At 65.7% G+C, this 16916-nt stretch carries 17 protein-coding genes; 10 read left to right on the top strand and 7 right to left on the bottom strand.

Features of this window, described 5'->3' with window-relative positions:
* Nucleotides 1–747 precede the first annotated feature (747 nt).
* The gene (locus ABZ412_RS22670; RefSeq protein WP_357283251.1) at nt 748–987 is read left to right on the top strand and encodes a hypothetical protein; all 240 of its coding nucleotides are present in this window, start codon (nt 748–750) and stop codon (nt 985–987) included.
* Between the two features lie 69 nt (nt 988–1056).
* Here the strand turns inward: ABZ412_RS22670 and ABZ412_RS22665 are convergent, their stop codons facing one another.
* A complete protein-coding gene (locus ABZ412_RS22665) occupies nt 1057–1818 on the bottom strand; it encodes a dienelactone hydrolase family protein (RefSeq protein WP_357283249.1) in 762 nt (253 codons plus the stop codon).
* A 198-nt stretch (nt 1819–2016) separates the two neighbouring features.
* Between ABZ412_RS22665 and ABZ412_RS22660 the strand changes: the two genes are divergently transcribed.
* The 4 genes from ABZ412_RS22660 (at nt 2017) to ABZ412_RS22645 (ending at nt 7591) form a co-directional block, all read left to right on the top strand.
* Entirely contained in the window at nt 2017–2424 is a 408-nt protein-coding gene (locus ABZ412_RS22660) for an SgcJ/EcaC family oxidoreductase (RefSeq protein WP_357283247.1), read from the top strand.
* 723 nt (nt 2425–3147) lie between these two features.
* On the top strand, nt 3148–3330 hold the full coding sequence (locus tag ABZ412_RS22655; RefSeq protein ID WP_357283245.1) for a hypothetical protein: 183 nt from the start codon (nt 3148–3150) through the stop codon (nt 3328–3330).
* A gap of 99 nt (nt 3331–3429) precedes the next feature.
* Nucleotides 3430–4068, top strand: coding sequence for a hypothetical protein (locus ABZ412_RS22650; RefSeq protein ID WP_357283243.1), 639 nt, complete (start codon nt 3430–3432; stop codon nt 4066–4068).
* Between the two features lie 250 nt (nt 4069–4318).
* The gene (locus ABZ412_RS22645; protein ID WP_357283242.1) at nt 4319–7591 is read left to right on the top strand and encodes a protein kinase; all 3273 of its coding nucleotides are present in this window, start codon (nt 4319–4321) and stop codon (nt 7589–7591) included.
* Between the two features lie 138 nt (nt 7592–7729).
* Here the strand turns inward: ABZ412_RS22645 and ABZ412_RS22640 are convergent, their stop codons facing one another.
* On the bottom strand, nt 7730–8176 hold the full coding sequence (locus tag ABZ412_RS22640) for a MarR family transcriptional regulator (RefSeq protein ID WP_357283240.1): 447 nt from the start codon (nt 8174–8176) through the stop codon (nt 7730–7732).
* A 74-nt stretch (nt 8177–8250) separates the two neighbouring features.
* Here ABZ412_RS22640 and ABZ412_RS22635 point away from each other — a divergent pair, with 74 nt between their 5' ends.
* Nucleotides 8251–8625 carry a cupin domain-containing protein gene (locus ABZ412_RS22635; protein WP_357283238.1) on the top strand — a complete coding sequence of 125 codons (375 nt, stop codon included), beginning with the start codon at nt 8251–8253 and terminating at the stop codon, nt 8623–8625.
* A gap of 179 nt (nt 8626–8804) precedes the next feature.
* Here the strand turns inward: ABZ412_RS22635 and ABZ412_RS22630 are convergent, their stop codons facing one another.
* Entirely contained in the window at nt 8805–9101 is a 297-nt protein-coding gene (locus tag ABZ412_RS22630; protein WP_357283236.1) for a hypothetical protein, read from the bottom strand.
* A gap of 341 nt (nt 9102–9442) precedes the next feature.
* Here ABZ412_RS22630 and ABZ412_RS22625 point away from each other — a divergent pair, with 341 nt between their 5' ends.
* From ABZ412_RS22625 to ABZ412_RS22615, 3 genes are all read left to right on the top strand, one after another.
* Nucleotides 9443–10960 (top strand): glycoside hydrolase family 43 protein, encoded by a 1518-nt coding sequence (locus ABZ412_RS22625; protein ID WP_357283235.1) that lies wholly within the window; start codon nt 9443–9445, stop codon nt 10958–10960.
* Between the two features lie 820 nt (nt 10961–11780).
* A complete protein-coding gene (locus ABZ412_RS22620; RefSeq protein ID WP_357283233.1) occupies nt 11781–12020 on the top strand; it encodes a hypothetical protein in 240 nt (79 codons plus the stop codon).
* A gap of 484 nt (nt 12021–12504) precedes the next feature.
* The gene (locus ABZ412_RS22615; protein WP_357283681.1) at nt 12505–12720 is read left to right on the top strand and encodes a peptidase inhibitor family I36 protein; all 216 of its coding nucleotides are present in this window, start codon (nt 12505–12507) and stop codon (nt 12718–12720) included.
* Nucleotides 12721–12984: 264 nt separating this feature from the next.
* Here the strand turns inward: ABZ412_RS22615 and ABZ412_RS22610 are convergent, their stop codons facing one another.
* The 3 genes from ABZ412_RS22610 to ABZ412_RS22600 form a co-directional block, all read right to left on the bottom strand.
* Nucleotides 12985–13395, bottom strand: coding sequence for a DUF4189 domain-containing protein (locus ABZ412_RS22610; RefSeq protein ID WP_357283231.1), 411 nt, complete (start codon nt 13393–13395; stop codon nt 12985–12987).
* A 520-nt stretch (nt 13396–13915) separates the two neighbouring features.
* Entirely contained in the window at nt 13916–14326 is a 411-nt protein-coding gene (locus ABZ412_RS22605; RefSeq protein WP_357283230.1) for a hypothetical protein, read from the bottom strand.
* 2 nt (nt 14327–14328) lie between these two features.
* Entirely contained in the window at nt 14329–15168 is an 840-nt protein-coding gene (locus tag ABZ412_RS22600; RefSeq protein WP_357283228.1) for a MerR family transcriptional regulator, read from the bottom strand.
* 576 nt (nt 15169–15744) lie between these two features.
* Here ABZ412_RS22600 and ABZ412_RS22595 point away from each other — a divergent pair.
* On the top strand, nt 15745–15891 hold the full coding sequence (locus ABZ412_RS22595) for a hypothetical protein (RefSeq protein ID WP_357283226.1): 147 nt from the start codon (nt 15745–15747) through the stop codon (nt 15889–15891).
* Between the two features lie 204 nt (nt 15892–16095).
* Here the strand turns inward: ABZ412_RS22595 and ABZ412_RS22590 are convergent.
* Nucleotides 16096–16916 (bottom strand): S1 family peptidase (locus tag ABZ412_RS22590; RefSeq protein WP_357283224.1); only part of this gene is annotated, 821 nt, incomplete at its 5' end.

The following is a 16916-nucleotide window of genomic DNA, read 5'->3' as shown; positions in this document are numbered from 1 at the left end:
AACTCATCGAACGATTCGAGGGGATGCGATCGAACTCGGGAATGGCTCTGTCGTCCCGGCTCGTCTCGACGGCCATGGCGATTCGCGTGTTCACGAGTGACGCGGCAGCTCCGGCGGCTTCCGATCCTGTTGCACCGGTACCGGATTCGTTCGATTTGCTCCGGCGGAACTGGCCGGGCGCGCGAACGGCTACGTCCTGCGGACCCGGAGATCACCGTGCGCGGACTGCGTAAGACGCTGCCGGGCCGGTGATACATCGCCCGGAAGACGCTGGCGTCCAACCGTATTCGGGAATCGCGATGATCCTGGTGTCGGTTCAGCGATCGCGGTACCGCCGACGAGGTCGTCACGGTCGACGGGGTCGGACGCACTGGTCGCCGGGTACTGCGCCGATGGAGCGACCGTGCAGCGCGTTCGTTCGAGCGTCCCGACGCACACCTTGTCGGCCTTCGCCGAAGTGCCCGCGGCCTTGAACTACCCGTCCGCCCGCTTCGCCGGTGAGCTCACCCCGAGCACGTGCTGAAGCGGGTCGCGATCGTTACCGGCGCGGGCTCCGGGATCGATCGGCGAGTACCGCCTGTTTCCCTGCCTGACCGGGCGACTCATCGCCCGCTGAACGCCGCGGCGTCGACGCTGACCCGGGCTGCTTGAAGCACAGTGCTGCAACATCCACGCCAATCCGGCGAACTTTGGGCTAGCTTCCGAAGGGTGCGTTCACTGTGGGCACTCGGCACGAGGAGGCATCCCATGAGATCCAAGCGCGCGGCATTGGGGCTGGCCACGGCCATTCTCGCGGTTGCGTTCGGCGCGGGCATAGCCGCCGCCGATCCCGACGATCCCGGCACCGCGGGCACGGGCCCCGACACAGAGCTCTGCCCGTACCCCGATGTGAACAATCCGTATTGCACGAACTTCCCCGACGATCACAACAACGAGGGCGATATGGGCAACGGTCACGACGAAGGTGGCGTGGGCGGCCACCGCTGAACCGGGCCACCAGGAGCCGAACCCCAGACCCGGACACCGGGCCGGGGCTCAGCTGATCGGGTTCCTCCGCTACGGGATCAGAGTGCGGTCGAACAGGGCCAGCAGTTCGCGGTAGTGCCGTTCGGAGGCTTCGGAGTCGTAGGCCGCGGTGTCGGCCTGGGTGTAGCCGTGCTGGGCGCCCGCGTAGACCTCGGTGCGGTGGCGGACGCCGGCGGCGTCCAGCGCCTTGTCGAACTGGGCGATGTGCTCCGGGGTCATGTGGTGATCCTCGCCCGCGTGGGCGAAATACAGTTCCCCGGTGATGTTTCCGACCATCAAGTGCGGGCTGTCCGGGGTGTCGGTGACGAGTGGACCACCGTGGAACCCGGCCACCGCCGCGATCCTGTCCGGGAACATGGCGGCGGACACGACCGCCAGCCGCGCACCCATGCAGTAGCCGGTGACGCCGACCTTCCCCTCGGTGACCTGCGGCGACGCCGCCAGCCACGCGAGGTAGGCGCCGACATCCGAACGCAGGACGTCCGGTGTCAGCTCGCGGATCATGGGGAAGAGCTGCTGGAAGATCTCGGGCCGCTGCACCGGGTCGATGAGGTCGGGCAGCTCGATCACCGGTGCGCGCCCGTGCCGGTAGTAGGCGTTGGGCAGCAGGACGGTGTAGCCGTGGGCGGCGATCCGATCGGCCAGCGCCCGCAGGCTGGGCCGCAGTCCGAAACCGTCCTGAATCACCAGCACTCCCGGATGGGCGGCGCCATCGTCCGGGTAGGTGAGATACGCGTCGGCGACACCATCGGGTGTGTGCACGTCGACCGACATACCGAGCGTGCGAGTCATCGTCGAATCCTTTTGTCGTAGTTGATGTTCTGTGATCAACACGACGATGGCGGAGCCCGGACGGCGCTCAGCGGAGCACCGGGTAGCCAATCCGTGTGCGGCGCAAGCCAGTCCCGGTAGTCATCGCCTCACACTGTAACCGAACCCACCGATCTCGGTCATTGACCTCGAGCGGGGTTGGGGTTCGAAGATTGCCACATGACAACCACGGAACTCGATCGGACCGAAGACATCACCGCCATCCACGCCGTCGTGGCCGCGGTGGCCGAGGCACAGCGCGCCGAGGACGCCGACGCCTTCCTCGCCCTGTTCCACCCCGACGCCATCTGGACCACCGGCGGCGGCAAATTCCTCAACGGCCTCACCGAGATCTCCGAGTTCACCCGCGCCGTACTCCCCGGCGCCACCAAGGACGGCTACGCCACCTACGAGCCGTTCTTCATCCGCTTCATCCGCCCCGACGTGGCCGCGGTCAAGGTCCGCCAGCAGTACTTCAACCATGCCGACGAACTCCAGGCCCAGGGCTCGCCGCTGTACGGCATGACCAAGGAGGACGGCCGCTGGCTGCTCACTTTCTGCCAGAACACCCCGGTCGCCGACCACTGACCGACCCCGCCCGCCACGGAGAACCACAGGACTGAGCCTCGCCCGGATCACCGGGCGGGGCTCGATCAGTCTGTGCACGTGGCGGTTTCGCCGGCGAGGCACTCTCGCTCGCCTCGACAACTCATCGGCTTCGTACTGCTTGGCGGCATGAATACCTAGGGAGCTCCGAAAAGAAGCTGAAACAACATTTTCCGAACTATCCATCAGGTTTTATTGTCAATAACCTGCCGCCCGAGCAGTGGGCTTTACTCGCAAAGAACAACAATTGACGGTTGTGAGTGGATCCGAAAATGTGATTTCTCTTGAAATCCGGTCCTGACTAACGTCTCCGGCGTGAGCATAGCTCGCTCACGAAGAACACCCGATAGAAGGAGACGAGAAATGGGTTCCCTGGGCAACTTTGGACTGGACGCCATCCTCGCGGAGCTGAAGAAGCTGATGAGCAGCGGCTCGGCCGGTACGCACAAGCCGAACTGACCGCAGCCGAGGGACGGTTCCGGTTCGACACTCCCCCGAGCCGGAACCACCCTATGAGCTGTAGGCATAGGTCGCGGCAACTATAAAGACACAATTGTGCCTTTCGTGGGTCGAAGCATTTCCCGATATGAACGGATCCTGATATGCGTGCGCCCCCGAGCCCGGATAATCCCATTGTTTTCGGTGGGCGGCGGCGGTGGTAGCCGGGCAGGTCATGACACCCGGCTCGGCCCTGACGCCCTTGCCATGCCGGAATACCTCATCCGAAAGACCTCCATGCGTAGTACCCATATTCGGCGAGCCGCGATGATCGGCACCGCGGCCTTCCTCCTGGCCGCGCCCTGCGCGATCCTCGGACAGGCCGAACCCGCCCCGCCGACGCCCGCGCTACCCGCGGACCTGGCTGCCGCGATGGGGCCGAAGGCCTGAAATTCCTTGTTCTGCTTCGGTTTCTGCCCGGAATGCGGTTCCTGGCGACCTCGCCGCAGGGGTCGGCATGTCATCCATTCAACGACAAAGGACATCAGCATGACGCACGCAACCACCCGCATCGCCGTCGGTGCGGCCGCCACCATCGCCCTCGGCGCGGGCACGCTGCTGGGTTCCGGCGCGGCCGGTGCGGCCCCCGCGACGATCACCTGGGACGACGGCACGAGCCACTACACCCGGACGGTGAGCAACACGACCCCGACGGTCGGCGAGACGATCACCATCAGCACCAAGTTCGAGCAGAAGGGCTCCGCCGACGAGACGATCGACTATGTCGCGGACTACCACCCGCAGTGCCTGACCTACGTCGCGAAATCGGCGAAGATGACCGACAACAGCGGTGACCACGCGGTCGAGAACATCAACCTCATGGTCGACGACGAGGTCATCTCGGCTGATTTCACCGCCACCAGCTACAAGATGGTCGTGAAGCACGGTGGCGCCCAATCGCCCACGTTCAGCGCCCAGTACAAGGTCGGCGCCGACTGCACGAAGCAGAACGGTGCGCTCGACACCGGCTTCAACTACCTGTCGAGCCTCGGCTACCACACCTTCGACACCAAGGGGCCCTCGATCACCATTTCCAAGACCCCGGGCGGCACGGCCAACACCGGCAGCGCGGACGGCGTTCTCGCCGGCCTCGGCGCGCTGCTCGGCGGCTTCGGGTCCAGCAAGTAGCGCAGGACTCGCCTTCGAACCGGCCACGGCAGACGGCCGGGCACGATCGAGCCCCGTCCGGATCACCGGGCGGGGCTCGATCACTCTGCGCGCGAAGCGGTTCGACCGCCGACCACATGTTCCCCGGTGCTGCTTTCGACGGATGTCGCGGCGGCTTCACCCGAGCTGTCCGACGGGCGGGCGCGATCGGCGTGGCCGGAGGCGACGGGCGGCGATATTCTGACTGACGTGCCGCGGTTCCGAGCGACGGATGGTTGACGGCGACCCCCTCGAGACGCAGCGTGATGTCGGTGTCGGTGTCATCACGGAGTTGAACGCGGCCGGGTTCACAGACGCCGAGGAGATCGGCCGGGGCGGTTTCGGTGCGGTGTACCGGTGCAGTCAGATCGCCGCCGGCCGCACGGTGGCGGTCAAAGTTCTCACCGGTGAACTTCCGGAGAATCGCGAGCGCTTCCTGCGCGAGCAGCACGCGATGGGCCGGCTGACCGGCCATCCCAATGTCGTCGGGATGCTCGAGATCGGGGAGACCGGGACCGGGCGCCCGTATCTGGTGATGCCCTACCATTCCCGGGGCTCCCTCGACGCACGCATCCGACGCGACGGTCCGTTGCCGGTGGCCGAGGTCCTGCACCTCGGGGTGAAGACAGCGGGGGCGTTGGAGTCGGCCCACCGAATGGGTGTTCTGCATCGTGATGTCAAACCGGCCAATATCCTGCTGACCGACTACGGCGAGCCGGCGCTGACGGACTTCGGGATCGCTCACTTCGCCGGCGGATACGAGACGACGTCCGGCGCGATCACCGGCTCGCCCGCCTTCACCGCACCCGAGGTTCTCGAAGGCCGGGCACAGACTCCCGCCTCGGATGTGTACGGACTGGGCGCCACGCTGTTCTCGGCACTCACCGGGCACGCCGCGTTCGAGCGCCGCAGTGGCGAACAAATGGTGGCTCAATTCGTGCGGATCACCACTCAGCCGATCCCGGACTTGCGCGAATCCGGCATTCCCGACGATATGTGCGCGGTCATCGAGGCGGCGATGGCTCGTGACCCGCACGACCGGCCGACCGCGGCGGAGTTGGGTGAGCGGCTGCGCCGGCTGCAAAACGACCACGGATTCCCGGTCGACACGATGGTGCTGCCCGCCGAGCCGGAACCCGCCGCGACTTCGGCCGAAGCGAAGCCGCACGCGGTCACGCATTTCCGCGGCGACCGCTTGCGGGCGGGGACGGGGAATCTCCCCCTGGAGATGACCAGCTTCGTGGATCGGAGGACCCCGCAGTCCGATGTCAGGAACCTGTTGTCCGACTCACGTCTGGTGACGTTGACCGGGATCGGGGGTGTGGGCAAGTCACGGCTCGCCTTGCGAGTCGCTCACACCCTGCGGCGGAAATTCGAGGGCGGGGTCTGGCTGATCGAACTGGGCGACCTGCGTGCCAACGAATCGCTGCCGAACGTCGTGGCTGCCATCTTCGGTGTGTCCGACCACGGCGGTGGATCGACACTCGACACGCTGATCGAGTTACTGGCACCCCATGATCTGCTCCTGGTACTGGACGACTGCGAGCACATGGTCGAGCCGGTCGCACAGCTGGCCGAAGCACTCATCCGAGCCTGCCCGGGCGTGCGGATCCTGGCCACCAGCCGTGAAGCCCTGGATATCGAGGGCGAAGCGGTATACCGGCTGCCGCCGCTGGATATACCCGAGTTGGCCGCCGATCCGGCGGTCCGGACCGTGGCGGGCGACACCGCGGTGACGCTCTTCGCGGAACGAGCGGCCGCGGCGGTGCCCAGGTTCGAGCTGAGCGATCACAACAGGGCGTACACCGCCAAGATCTGTGCCCGGCTGGACGGCCTACCTCTGGCCATCGAACTGGCCGCGGCACGCCTGCGGACCATGTCCGTCGAACAACTCCTGGCCCGGCTGGACGACCGCTACGCCTTCCTGACCCGGGGTAGCCGCAGCGCACCCAGACGGCAGCAGACCATGCAGTACTGCATGGACTGGAGCCATGACCTGTGCACACCGGACGAGCAGCGGCTGTGGAGTCGACTATCGGTGTTCACCGGCGGGTTCGAGCTCGACGCGGTGCTACAGGTGTGTTCGGCTGACATGACCGAGCCGGATTTGCTCGATACGTTGTCGGGCCTGGTGGACAAATCGATCCTCGTCCGCAAGGAAGTGGCCGGCTCGGTGCGGTTCCAGATGCTCGAGACAGTCCGCGAATTCGGTCAGCAGAAGGCCGAGGAGTCCGGAGAGTATCCGCTCCTGCGCCGGCAGCATCTGGAATGGTGCGAGCAACTGGTGCAGGCGGCCGATGTCGACTGGATAGGGCCGCACCAGCTGGACTGGGTCGAACGGCTCGAGCGCGAGCTGCCGAACATTTCGAAAGCGCTGGAGTTCAGCCTGACCGAGGCCTATGAGAGCGGACTGCGAATCGCCAATCCGCTGTACATGTTCTGGATGTTGCGGGGACGGCTCGGTGAGGGTCGCCAATGGTACGAACGGGTTCTCGCCCGCGTTCCCGGAGGCCGGCCGATCGACCGGGCCAAGGCGCTCCACGCCGCCACCTTGATGGCCGGGCTTCAGGGTGACCTGACGGCCGCCGCCGGCCATGTCACGGAGCTGGCAGGGCTGGCGGAGCAGGCGACCGACCCTATGGTTCCGGCGCTGCTCACGCATATCCAGGCGGATTACGTTCTCACCAGTGGAGTGGGTGATCTGTCCGGCCCGGTCGCCGATCTGAATCACGCGCTGCGCACCTACGAGCTGTGCGGTGACAGCACCATGCAGTTGGACGCCCGGGTCTCGCTGGGATGGGCCTATGCGCTGCAAGGCGATACCTCCCGAGCCCTCGACTGTCTGGGCAAGGCGCTCGACCTCACCGAATCCGCCGGTGAAACGATCTATCGGTCGTGGACACTGTGGTCGGCTGGATTCGCCGCGTGGCGCGCCGGTGATCCCGACCGTGCCACGCGCTCGCTCGCGAAGGGAATTCGATTGGCCCGCAAGGCCTCCGATCCGCTGGTCGCCACCGGCTGTCTCGCGACGCTGGCCTGGATCGCCGCCGAGCAGCTCGATGCTCAGCGCGCGGCCGTCCTCATGGGCGCGGCCGATGCGCTGGGACGCCTGGCCGGCAGCTCCACCATCCTTGGCCGCCATGGCCCCTACCAGGACGAATGCGAGCAGCGCAGCCGCCGAATCGTCGGTGCCGGCGCGTTCGACGCGGCACGGCAGGAAGGCGCCTCGATGAGTCTCGACGCCGCAGTCGCTTTCGCACTCGGCGAGCGACCCCGAGTCACCTCGTCGGCCGATCATTCGCCCGAGCTTCTCAGCCCGCGCGAACGCCAGGTCGCCGAGCTCGTCGCCGAGGGACTGACCAGCAAGGCGATCGCCGATCGCCTCGTCGTCTCGCCGCGCACCGTGCAGGGCCATATCGAACACATTCTCACCAAACTGGGCTTCACCTCGCGCTCCCAGATCGCGGTATGGGCCGCAGCCCAAACCCATGACACCGCCGAGTAATCGGGGGGTGAGGGACATCGCGTAGTGTCCACCGATCCTACTGCGGCCAGTCCCGCCCCTGGCGCTAGCTCTAGTGAGCCGAAGTGCGCGCTCATGCCGATTCGGCCGCAGACCTCTCATGGGGACGCCGTGCCGAGGTCACAACGGGCGGAAGGTCTTGGCCCGCCCGAAATCCAGTGCTTCGCTCATGATTTCGCCGAGCACGGCGCGGGTGGTGGCCACCTGTTCGGCGCCGATGCGTCCGGCGAGCCGGCGCTCGTAGTCGGTGTGGAACTCGCGGACGATGCGAAGCATGTCGTCCCCTCTCGGGGAGAGGTGTAGCCGTTTGGCGCGCTTGTCGATCGGGTCCGGTCGGCGCTCCACGTACCCGTGCCGGACCATCTCGTCGACAACCTTGGCCGCACCTTGGGCGGTGATGCCGAGCTGCTCGCCCAGTTGGCTTGCAGTGCAGGGGGATTCGGCCAGCGCGCGCAGGACGTACCCGTAGGAAGCGCCGAGGATCACATGACCGTGCTCGGCGAGGTGGGCGTGCAGCTGCTGCACGAACGATTGATAGGCCTGGCCCAGTAGTACGCCGAAATCCATGTGTTGACGCTCCTTTCGCGAACCAATATATTCAACTGCAGTTGAACACCTTGGTTGAACATCCAGGAGGCATCATGCCACTCATCAAATCCGCCGACGCCCCCACCTTCGAAGCTCCTCTCATGACCGCGACCGGCCTGGCCGCACCCAGCCGCGGCTCCGAAGAGAACAGCGTCTGGCGCTTCACCATGCACCCCGGCAACCCCGGTCACGCGCACGCCGTGTCCCGTGAGGAGATCTTCGTCGCCCTCGCCGGAGCCGCCCGCGTCGAGATGGACGGCCAGACATGCGATTTCCGCGCCGGCGACGCCCTGGTGATCCCGGCGGACACCGTTTTCAAGGTCTCCGTCCCCGGCGACGGGCCCTTCGAGGCCGTGGCCATCCTCCCTGTCGGCGCCTACGCCCAGGCCCCCGGCGGTGACCGCGTCAGCCCACCCTGGGCGCAGTAACCCACCACCGCCGGACGCCGCTACATCGCCGGACCGGTCACCGACGCCTTCCTCCACAGCCGACCAGACGCACGCTGTAGCCGATTTCCGTGCGCCGCCGCCGGGGACAGCCACCGGCGAGGGTTGCCCCCAGGGGGTAGCGGCGTCGGTCTTATGCGGTGCAGTCCTCGGGATCCCGCTCAGTGCTCGTCATAGTGGCCTTCATGCGGGGCGTGGCGGTGACCGTCGTGGATGTAATCCACGTGGTCACCGTGCTGGACCGCGTCGTGGCCGCAGCCGTCGCCGTGTTCGTGGGGGTGGCCGCTGTGTTCGGTGTGACCCTGCGGTTCGCATTCGTCGTAGTGGCCGTCGTGTTCGCGGTGAAGGTGCCCATCGTGCGCGTAGTCCACATGGTCACCATGCGCGAACGCGGTGTGGCCGCAGTCCGGGCCGTGGACGTGGTCGTGCTGGCCGTGTTGGCTATGTGCCGCTGTCATCGAACTCTCCTTCTCCAGTGCCTGGTTTCGCAGGTTGATGATGCTGTGAGACGGGGGATCGACACCCACGCGTCAGACTACCCCCGGGGTTTCTGCCGGTTCGGCCGGTCTGAGCCACGCGGAATGCGCGCTCACGCCGATGAGCGAACGCCTGCTGCAGATCATCTGGACCAGCCATCAACCGACGCGAGCTGCATGCCGACTAAACAGTCAGTATGCTTTCGCGGTCATGGAACAGGTCTTCGCTTCAGCGGCATTGGATCCGGTCTCGTTCGGCACCTCCGCCGCGCCAGGCCCGCACCTTCCCGCTGTGGCCGAACCACACTGAGACAGGAACGACCATGCTCAACCCCGCTGTGCCAGGTTTCTATCCCGACCCCAGCATCTGCCGCGCCGGGCGGACCTACTACCTGGCCTGTTCATCCTTCGAGTACTTCCCGGGCGTGCCCCTGTTCTCCAGCACCGACGCCGAGCACTGGACCCCGATCGGGCACGTGGCCACCCGCCCCGGCCAACTCGCCCTCGAAGACGTGCCCACCGCCGGCGGCGTCTGGGCGCCGACCATCCGTTTCCACGACGACCGCTTCTGGCTCGTGGTCGCCGACGCCTTCGGCCGCGGGCCGCTGCTGTTCACCGCCGACCGCGCGGAAGGGCCATGGAGCGACGGGATCGAGCTCCACGGCGTGGAAGGCATCGACCACGACATCGCCTGGGACGCGGACGGTACCTGCTACATCACCTTTTCCGGACTCACCCTCGAAGGCGAACAATCCGGCACACACCACGGGATTCAACAAGTGCGGATGGATACCACCACCGGCCACGCGCTCGAAAAACCCCGCTCACTGTGGTCGGGAACCGGCCTGAAATTCCCCGAAGCCCCACACCTCTACGACGTCGACGGGACCTGGTACCTGCTGATCGCCGAGGGCGGCACCGGACGCGGCCACAGCATCAGCATCGCCCGCGCCGACCACCCCGAAGGCCCGTTCCACGGCTGCCCGGCCAACCCGATCTACAGCCACCGCAGCACCAACCACCCCGTCCAGAACACCGGCCACGCGGACCTGGTCCGCACCGACGACGGCTGGCGTGTCGTCTTCCTCGGCACCCGCCCTGCCGGTCTGACCCAGGCTTTCGCAGCGATGGGCCGCGAGAGCTTCCAGTCGACCCTGCATTGGGTCGACGGGTGGCCGGTGATCGACCCCATCACACTGACCCCCGACCTTCCGGGCACCAAGGCCCACACCGACTTCGACGAACCCCTCGGCGTCGAGTGGGTGTCGGTGCGCGATGCGAAACGCGACTGGGCCTCCCTCGATACCCGCCTCGGGTGGCTGGTGCTGCAAGGCTCGACCCCCGACACCCTCGGCCCGGCGATGGACGCTTCGCACCCGCATTTCCTCGGCCGACGCCAGCAGCACATCCGATCCCGCTACGCCGCATCGATCGACGCAGCCGACGGCATCGGCGGCCTGAGCATCCGCTACGACGAACTCCACCACTACGACATCGAAATCCAGCCCGACCACGACACCGGCGACTACCTCGTGCGGGCACGGGTACGCCTCGCCCAGGTCGAACAGACATGGGAACGGCGGGTGCCGGCAGGCCCGACCGTCCTGTGGATCACCACCACCCCGGTCCTCACCAACGGATTCGACCCGCACGCGATGTCCTGCGACACCGTCAGATTCGGATACGGACAAGGCCCCGACACCACCGAAATCGCCGACGTGGACGGCCGCTACCTCACAGCCGACACCGCAGCCGCCTTCACCGGACGCGTCGCCGGCATCTACGCCGCGACCGGAACCGTCGCATTCGACTGGTTCACCTACGAAGGCGAACATCGCTGACCCACAAGGTCAGTGGCCAAGCCTTGCACATCGATCGATGGACCGATGATCCACAGCGCACTGGCGATCACACCGATGACGACGGCAAGCAAACGCACGCTACTACCGCATACCGCGCTGACCGAACCGGCCAGCCCGGGGCGCCGGCCGCCGGATCCCGTTGCGGTGCAGAACATCCGCTTCTGCCGATTACACCGTGACAGCGGCAGGGCCCGATGTAGGGGGCATGGGCATACCGCCTCAACCTCGTGGAGCTGGTGATGTCGTCACCGCTCTGGCCGAGGTGCCGGTGTTGCGACCCGATGTCACCATCCTGGATGTGCGGCTGCTCGGCGGGGCGCGCATCACCGGGAAACCAGTGGGGGGCCGTCGAAACTTGGACCAGCACAGCGGCTTTGCTCATGCCACGCGGTTCGAGGCCGGTAACGGAGCGTAGGTCCATACGACCGGCAGCAGCACGCCGACGGTTCGGTTGTGGCAACGGTGATGTGCCCTTCGGGGTCCCCACAGCTGACCTTCGGCCCCTGTGGTGAGCCAGCGTGGCGGGCGATCTTGGATCAGGCAGCGCCAGCGTAGTCGCTGCCCCTTCCGGAATGTTCGTGCACATCAGGAGAATCGCATGAGCGACACTACCGCCCAGCCCGCCATCGGCCGCGTACGGAACTCGGTAGTCTGGCCCGACCCCAGCCCCTTGGACTCTTGGTGGCATGGGGTGATGTACGCCGAAACCAGCTCGGCCCTGCAGACACTCCGAACGGCACGCTGACCGGCGACCGTATGCATTCAAATCGACACCTGAGCCGAAGAAGGAGAATCGGAGATGATCCGAAAGCAGTGGCATGATCTGAACGTGCGCACTCGCGGGCTGATCGTGGGCGCGGGCGTGATCGACGGTATCGCGAAGGTCGCGGCCCTGCTGGATCTGCTCCAACGGCCGCCCGAGCAGATCCGCGGCTCCAAACGCGTATGGGCAACCTCGATCGTGCTGGTGAACTCGATAGGCGCCCTCCCCGTCGCATACTTCCTCCTCGGACGCCGCGCACCGGACGACAACGCTTGACCTGCCGCTGTACGTTCCGCCCAATCCCACTGAAGGTTACCGAAAGCGGTGCGGCCGACGGCGAGACCGACAGCGTGCAGAGACATCCGCTACTGCCGAGGTTCGGACGAGACAGAGCCGGTCGACACTTGTTGCCCAGGAGCCGCTCTCAACTGCCCGGTAGTGCGAGAAGTTCCCACTCCGGCTGCGACACACCCGGAGAAACCGGTATCGGGTCGGACCTTATGGCGCGTTACGGGATCTTGGGTTGTTCTATGCGGATGAGGCCTTCAGCTGTCGGCCGTCCATGTGATCATGTCTACACGGTTCCTTCAGTACCGATTCGGTCGTGACGGAAGGGTTTTGACATGCCCCCCAGTGCTGGAAAAGCTCAGTTGTTCGTCGATCGCGACTACGGAGGTAGGAGTGGCACACTCGAGGTCGGCGAGTACAACATCAGCCGCCTGAAAGAAAGGATCAGGCCGGCAATGACACCGTCAGCTCGCTGAAGGTCGCCGACGGCTACGTCGTCACCGCCTACACCGACGCCAACTTCCAAGGCGACAGCAAGGAATTCACCGCCGACACCCCCTATGTCGGTGACGGGTTCAACGACAAGATCTCCTCCGTGACGGTGCGGGCTGCCGACAAGGAGCAATCGTCCTCTACGGAGTACGGCGACGACTGGTTCTACTTCGAGGACACGAGCACATCCGGATAGAGAGACCGAACAACGGCGGCGGCCGGGCTTCCAGATCCGCCCGCTGTCGCCGGCCCGCTACCTTCCGCCCGGAAGCCGGGCTGCGGTTCACCCAAAAAGCCGAACCTGCACACCGCGTCCTTGCCTCGCATATCGCGCCCAGGACTGAACGCACTGTCATGGCGCATACCGCGCTGACCGAACCGGCCAGCGCGGGGCGCCGGCGGCCGGATCCCGTTGCGGTGCAGAACATCCGCTACTGCCGAGGACCGTGCTGGAACTGGATCAAGGCTGGGTGCAGGCATGTTCGCGATTGAACGAGCCGACGCTTCCAGTGCCGGTGGGGAGGTTGCGGGTGGCGTCTGCGTATGCCTCCGCCGGGGTCGCCCCCTTACCGAAGCCCACGATCGGGAACCCTGCGACGATCGCGAGCGGACTCGTCACGACTGCACCGCAGCCGTTCGCGAACGTCACCATCATCCGGCAGTCGATGATGCCTTGACCCTTGCACGCTCGGTCGGCGGCTCGAATAGCGTCGGCTTCCGTCGGGTGGTTGACCGAAAACGCGAAGACGTTGCCCCACACGCTGAGGGAAACGGCGCCCCAATTGACCGGGTCGGCGGCGGCAGTCGGTGCCGCGAGAACGGCAGCGGCGCTCACCGAGAGGGCGGCGGCCGCAAAGGATTTGTTGAACAAGTGGCATGCTTCCTCTGCGCGCCGACCAGGGTGCGGCGATCGCATGGAAGATACCGCAGCGCATGGACTCGTGATCGCCCCAAGTCTTGGGGGCACGGCAAAGACCGTCACGAACTGCGGTGTTCGTGACGGATCTGCTGAAACCGATCTAGTCGCCGTTGGCTGCGGGAGCGCCCTCGTCGGTGGCCATCGCCTCGCGCAGCGACGGACGCGGTCAACTATGACGACGTGTGGCCCGGGCGAGAGCCGTGGCTGCGGCGGATTCGGTCATCCCTCGACGAGGTCGCCTTGCCGAACACACCCTTCTGCCGCCATACCGCGCTGACCGAACCGGCCAGCGCGGGGCATCGGAAGATCAACTGGCCGCGCCGATCCGAGGCTGGCGGAACGTCCGCGACTGCCGAATGCGGTGCGCTGACCGCTGAGCCCTCTCTGCTCGGCGGTATCGGCCCGGCTGTGACTGGTTTGGGATCCGTGCTTGTCTTTCACGGTCGTTATCGAACTGCCGCTGCTGGCGAGATCAGCCGATGAAGGGATTGCCCCAGCCGTCGAGGCATGCGGGGATGATCATCGTTATGCCGATGTAGCAGGGGATGATCCCGAACCCGGCCAGGAATCGAATCCTGGCGGAGTTCCAGCCTCGAAAGTGCATGCGTACTGTGCTGACGATCGCGGTCACTGCCCAAATAGCCAGCGCGAGAATCGATCCCACCGCTAGGGCCCAGAAATACAGGACGCTGACCAGCGCCAGGGTGAAGAAGCAGACCAATGCGAACCCCGACACGACACCCAGGATCACGTCCCAGCAGTACCGGATCCAGGTCAAGACCGTTTTTCGGGTGCCTACTCGCGTGCCCACCTGATCCTGTGGTGCTCGTTCGCCCCGTTCTTGGTCAGTGTTCGTGACAGGGGAGTTGAAGTGTGAGTTCATCACTACTCCTGGGTCCGATCGGCGGCCAGGAACTGGTCTACCGTTTCGATGTCGTCGTCGCCGGTTTCGAGCAGGCGCTCGTTGAGAATCGGTATCGAGCGGTCCAGCCATGCGGGGCGTTCGCCGTTTGCGGGCAGTAGTTCGTGTCGTTCGACGAATTGTTCGGCGAGGTGGCGGACCGATTCTCGTAAGGCGCTGACCACTACTCCTTCGGCTAGGCCGGTCAGTTCCTGTAGGAGGGCTCGGATTCGGTCGAGTTGGTCGGTCTCGGTGCTGTCGGCTTGGATGCGGGGCCACAGCGTGCGCTCGAAGATGTCGCCGAAGTCGGCTGCGATCTGATCAGTGTGTGCACGCAATCGGACGATCTGGTCGAGCACCTCGCTCGGCGGTATGTCCAGTTCGGCGACTCGCAGGCCGCTGGTGAGTGCCCAGCGTCGCGTCTGCGGTCGGCCGCGTCGCCATCGGATCAATCCGAGCTGAGTTGCCTTGCGCAGCAGGGTGGGCCGCAGGGCTTTGGGCTTGATCATCAGTCGGATATCGCCCAAACGGAGTGGTACCCAATCTTCGGGCCCGCCGGGCAGTGCGAGCAGATCGGCGACTGTCGCCCCCTGCTCACGCGCGGTCAACAGTTCGGCGATCGAGGCGAGTGAGAAGCCGCGGTCCTGCAGACGCTGCACCAATTCGAGACGGTGCAGGTGTGAGCTGTCGTAGCGCGCGGTGCGGCCGACCCGGCGTGGTGCATGCAGCAACCCCTTCGACTGATACATGCGCACGGTGCTCGTCGGGACACCGGCCCGCGCGGCGACCTGCTCGACGGTGAGGTCGGTATCGGTCGTTCGCATGAGTCAAGCATGCGCGAGATCTACTTCGCTAGTCAATACTGTTCTAGTAAATGCTCGAAGTGTCATGTTGGCAGAGTTGAGGATTGCTGCAGGGGGCGGGATCCTGATACGTGTTCGCCGCCAGTGGTTCGACCAGGATCAAACGTCCTGACATGCCGCATACCGCGCTGACCGAACCGGCCACGGCAGACAGCCCAGGCACAGCTGAGCCCCGCCCGGATCATCCAGGCGGGGCTCAATGAGTCTGTGCGCGTGGCGGTTCGACCGCGGCTACTTGTTCTTCGACGGTGACGCTACTCCGCTTCGGAATTCCACCGCTACGCCGTCAAACATCTGCACGTCAAACACCCTGCTCAACCCTCGACTCGCGTTCCGGAACCGAATAACCTCTGCATCCACCGGCCTACTGCTGCCCGGCCGCACTTCGCGAGGCCGGGATCCCGCGGTAGGACGGCGAGAGCATGCGGCAGCGGCAGCTGTTCGAGGGGGTCGCGGCGGTGCAGGTAGGTCAGCGGTCGTAGGTCCCGGTCCCCGAAACCCAGCAGGTCGAACACGTACAGCCGCGCGGTTCCGACGATGACCATTTCCGGTCTGGCACAAGCGACCGGGGTCAACCCGCAAACCGTCTACAACGCCGTGGGCGGGAAGGCGGAGGTCCTCAAGGCCACCTATAACATCGTTCTCGCCGGAGACGATGACGACTTATATGGACCGCTCGGTTGAATCTGACGCACAAGAACGGCTTAGGCTAGCCTGCGGTCGAACAGCAACGAGCGCAGAATGATTGATCCCCGCCCGGGTACCCGGGCGGGGATCAATCGTTTTCGGGCTGGTCGGCGTCCATATCCTGGCTTCGCGCCCTTTGGCCCGGCGGAGAGTTCGGTTCGTGAGTCCCGAGAACACCGACCATGACTGATGAGGCGCGACCTAGTTGGTGCGGACCTTCAGGCCGGGGTTGTTCTTGAGAATGGACACGATCGGTGTGGTGATCAGAGTGGGTTTGTCGAAATCACTGATGGCCGGATCGGCGTTGAACTCATCGCACATCTGCTGGTCCCGCATTCCGTTGTTCTGGCTCGCGATGCCCAGGGCCATGGTGCCGGTGACCAGGACGCCGCCGCTGTCGCCGCTCAGCGCGCAGATGCTCGAGGTGGTTTTGCCACGGTTGACGTCTCCGTAGTTGGCGGCGGCGGCATCGGTCGATTTGACCTTGCCGCAGTGGTAGCCGGTAATACTGCCGGAGAAGCAGACCGGCTGACCGACCATGGGGGTGGCGACGCCGGTGATCGCGAGCGGGGCCTTTCCGGGGACGCGAACGTAGTTGTTCTGGAAGCGCTTGGCGGAGTTGTCGTCGATCTTGATCACCGCGTGGTCGAGTGGCCCCTTGACTGTCTTGGCGAAGGTGCCGAAGCGATCGCCGGGAGCGTTGCCGACCACGGTGTGTGCGGTCGAGGCGTCTGGAGTGCCCGCGGCGGCAGGGTCGTTGGGGTCGCAGTGTCCGGCGGTGATGTTCACCGTGTGGCCGGAGGCGTCGGTGCCGTTGAAGCCGAGCGAGCACATGTAGGCCTCGCCGGAGGCGTCCACGGCGCCGTAGACGTCGCCACCCATGACGGCGTTCGCGGGCGGCGGTGTGTTGGGTTTGGTGGTCGTGGGGGTGGTGGTGCCGTTGGCGACGGTGATCTGCTGGGTGGTGGTGGGTCCGGCGACGTCGTCGAGGCCGGTGAAGCTGACCTTGATCGTCACCTTGC

The sequence above is a fragment of the Nocardia sp. NPDC005746 genome (genome assembly GCF_040630785.1).
GTDB lineage: Bacteria > Actinomycetota > Actinomycetes > Mycobacteriales > Mycobacteriaceae > Nocardia.
Note: the sequence above shows the minus strand (reverse complement) of the source record. Positions and strands in the feature narration are given on the sequence as shown.

What these genes read in the sequence shown, in the direction of transcription:
- ABZ412_RS22670 (WP_357283251.1), top strand. Translation starts at nt 748, where the DNA reads ATGAGATCCAAGCGCGCGGCATTGGGGCTGGCCACGGCCATTCTCGCG.
- ABZ412_RS22665 (WP_357283249.1), bottom strand. Translation starts at nt 1,818, where the DNA reads ATGACTCGCACGCTCGGTATGTCGGTCGACGTGCACACACCCGATGGT.
- ABZ412_RS22660 (WP_357283247.1), top strand. Translation starts at nt 2,017, where the DNA reads ATGACAACCACGGAACTCGATCGGACCGAAGACATCACCGCCATCCAC.
- ABZ412_RS22655 (WP_357283245.1), top strand. Translation starts at nt 3,148, where the DNA reads ATGCCGGAATACCTCATCCGAAAGACCTCCATGCGTAGTACCCATATT.
- ABZ412_RS22650 (WP_357283243.1), top strand. Translation starts at nt 3,430, where the DNA reads ATGACGCACGCAACCACCCGCATCGCCGTCGGTGCGGCCGCCACCATC.
- ABZ412_RS22645 (WP_357283242.1), top strand. Translation starts at nt 4,319, where the DNA reads ATGGTTGACGGCGACCCCCTCGAGACGCAGCGTGATGTCGGTGTCGGT.
- ABZ412_RS22640 (WP_357283240.1), bottom strand. Translation starts at nt 8,176, where the DNA reads ATGGATTTCGGCGTACTACTGGGCCAGGCCTATCAATCGTTCGTGCAG.
- ABZ412_RS22635 (WP_357283238.1), top strand. Translation starts at nt 8,251, where the DNA reads ATGCCACTCATCAAATCCGCCGACGCCCCCACCTTCGAAGCTCCTCTC.
- ABZ412_RS22630 (WP_357283236.1), bottom strand. Translation starts at nt 9,101, where the DNA reads ATGACAGCGGCACATAGCCAACACGGCCAGCACGACCACGTCCACGGC.
- ABZ412_RS22625 (WP_357283235.1), top strand. Translation starts at nt 9,443, where the DNA reads ATGCTCAACCCCGCTGTGCCAGGTTTCTATCCCGACCCCAGCATCTGC.
- ABZ412_RS22620 (WP_357283233.1), top strand. Translation starts at nt 11,781, where the DNA reads ATGATCCGAAAGCAGTGGCATGATCTGAACGTGCGCACTCGCGGGCTG.
- ABZ412_RS22605 (WP_357283230.1), bottom strand. Translation starts at nt 14,326, where the DNA reads ATGAACTCACACTTCAACTCCCCTGTCACGAACACTGACCAAGAACGG.
- ABZ412_RS22600 (WP_357283228.1), bottom strand. Translation starts at nt 15,168, where the DNA reads ATGCGAACGACCGATACCGACCTCACCGTCGAGCAGGTCGCCGCGCGG.
- ABZ412_RS22595 (WP_357283226.1), top strand. Translation starts at nt 15,745, where the DNA reads ATGACCATTTCCGGTCTGGCACAAGCGACCGGGGTCAACCCGCAAACC.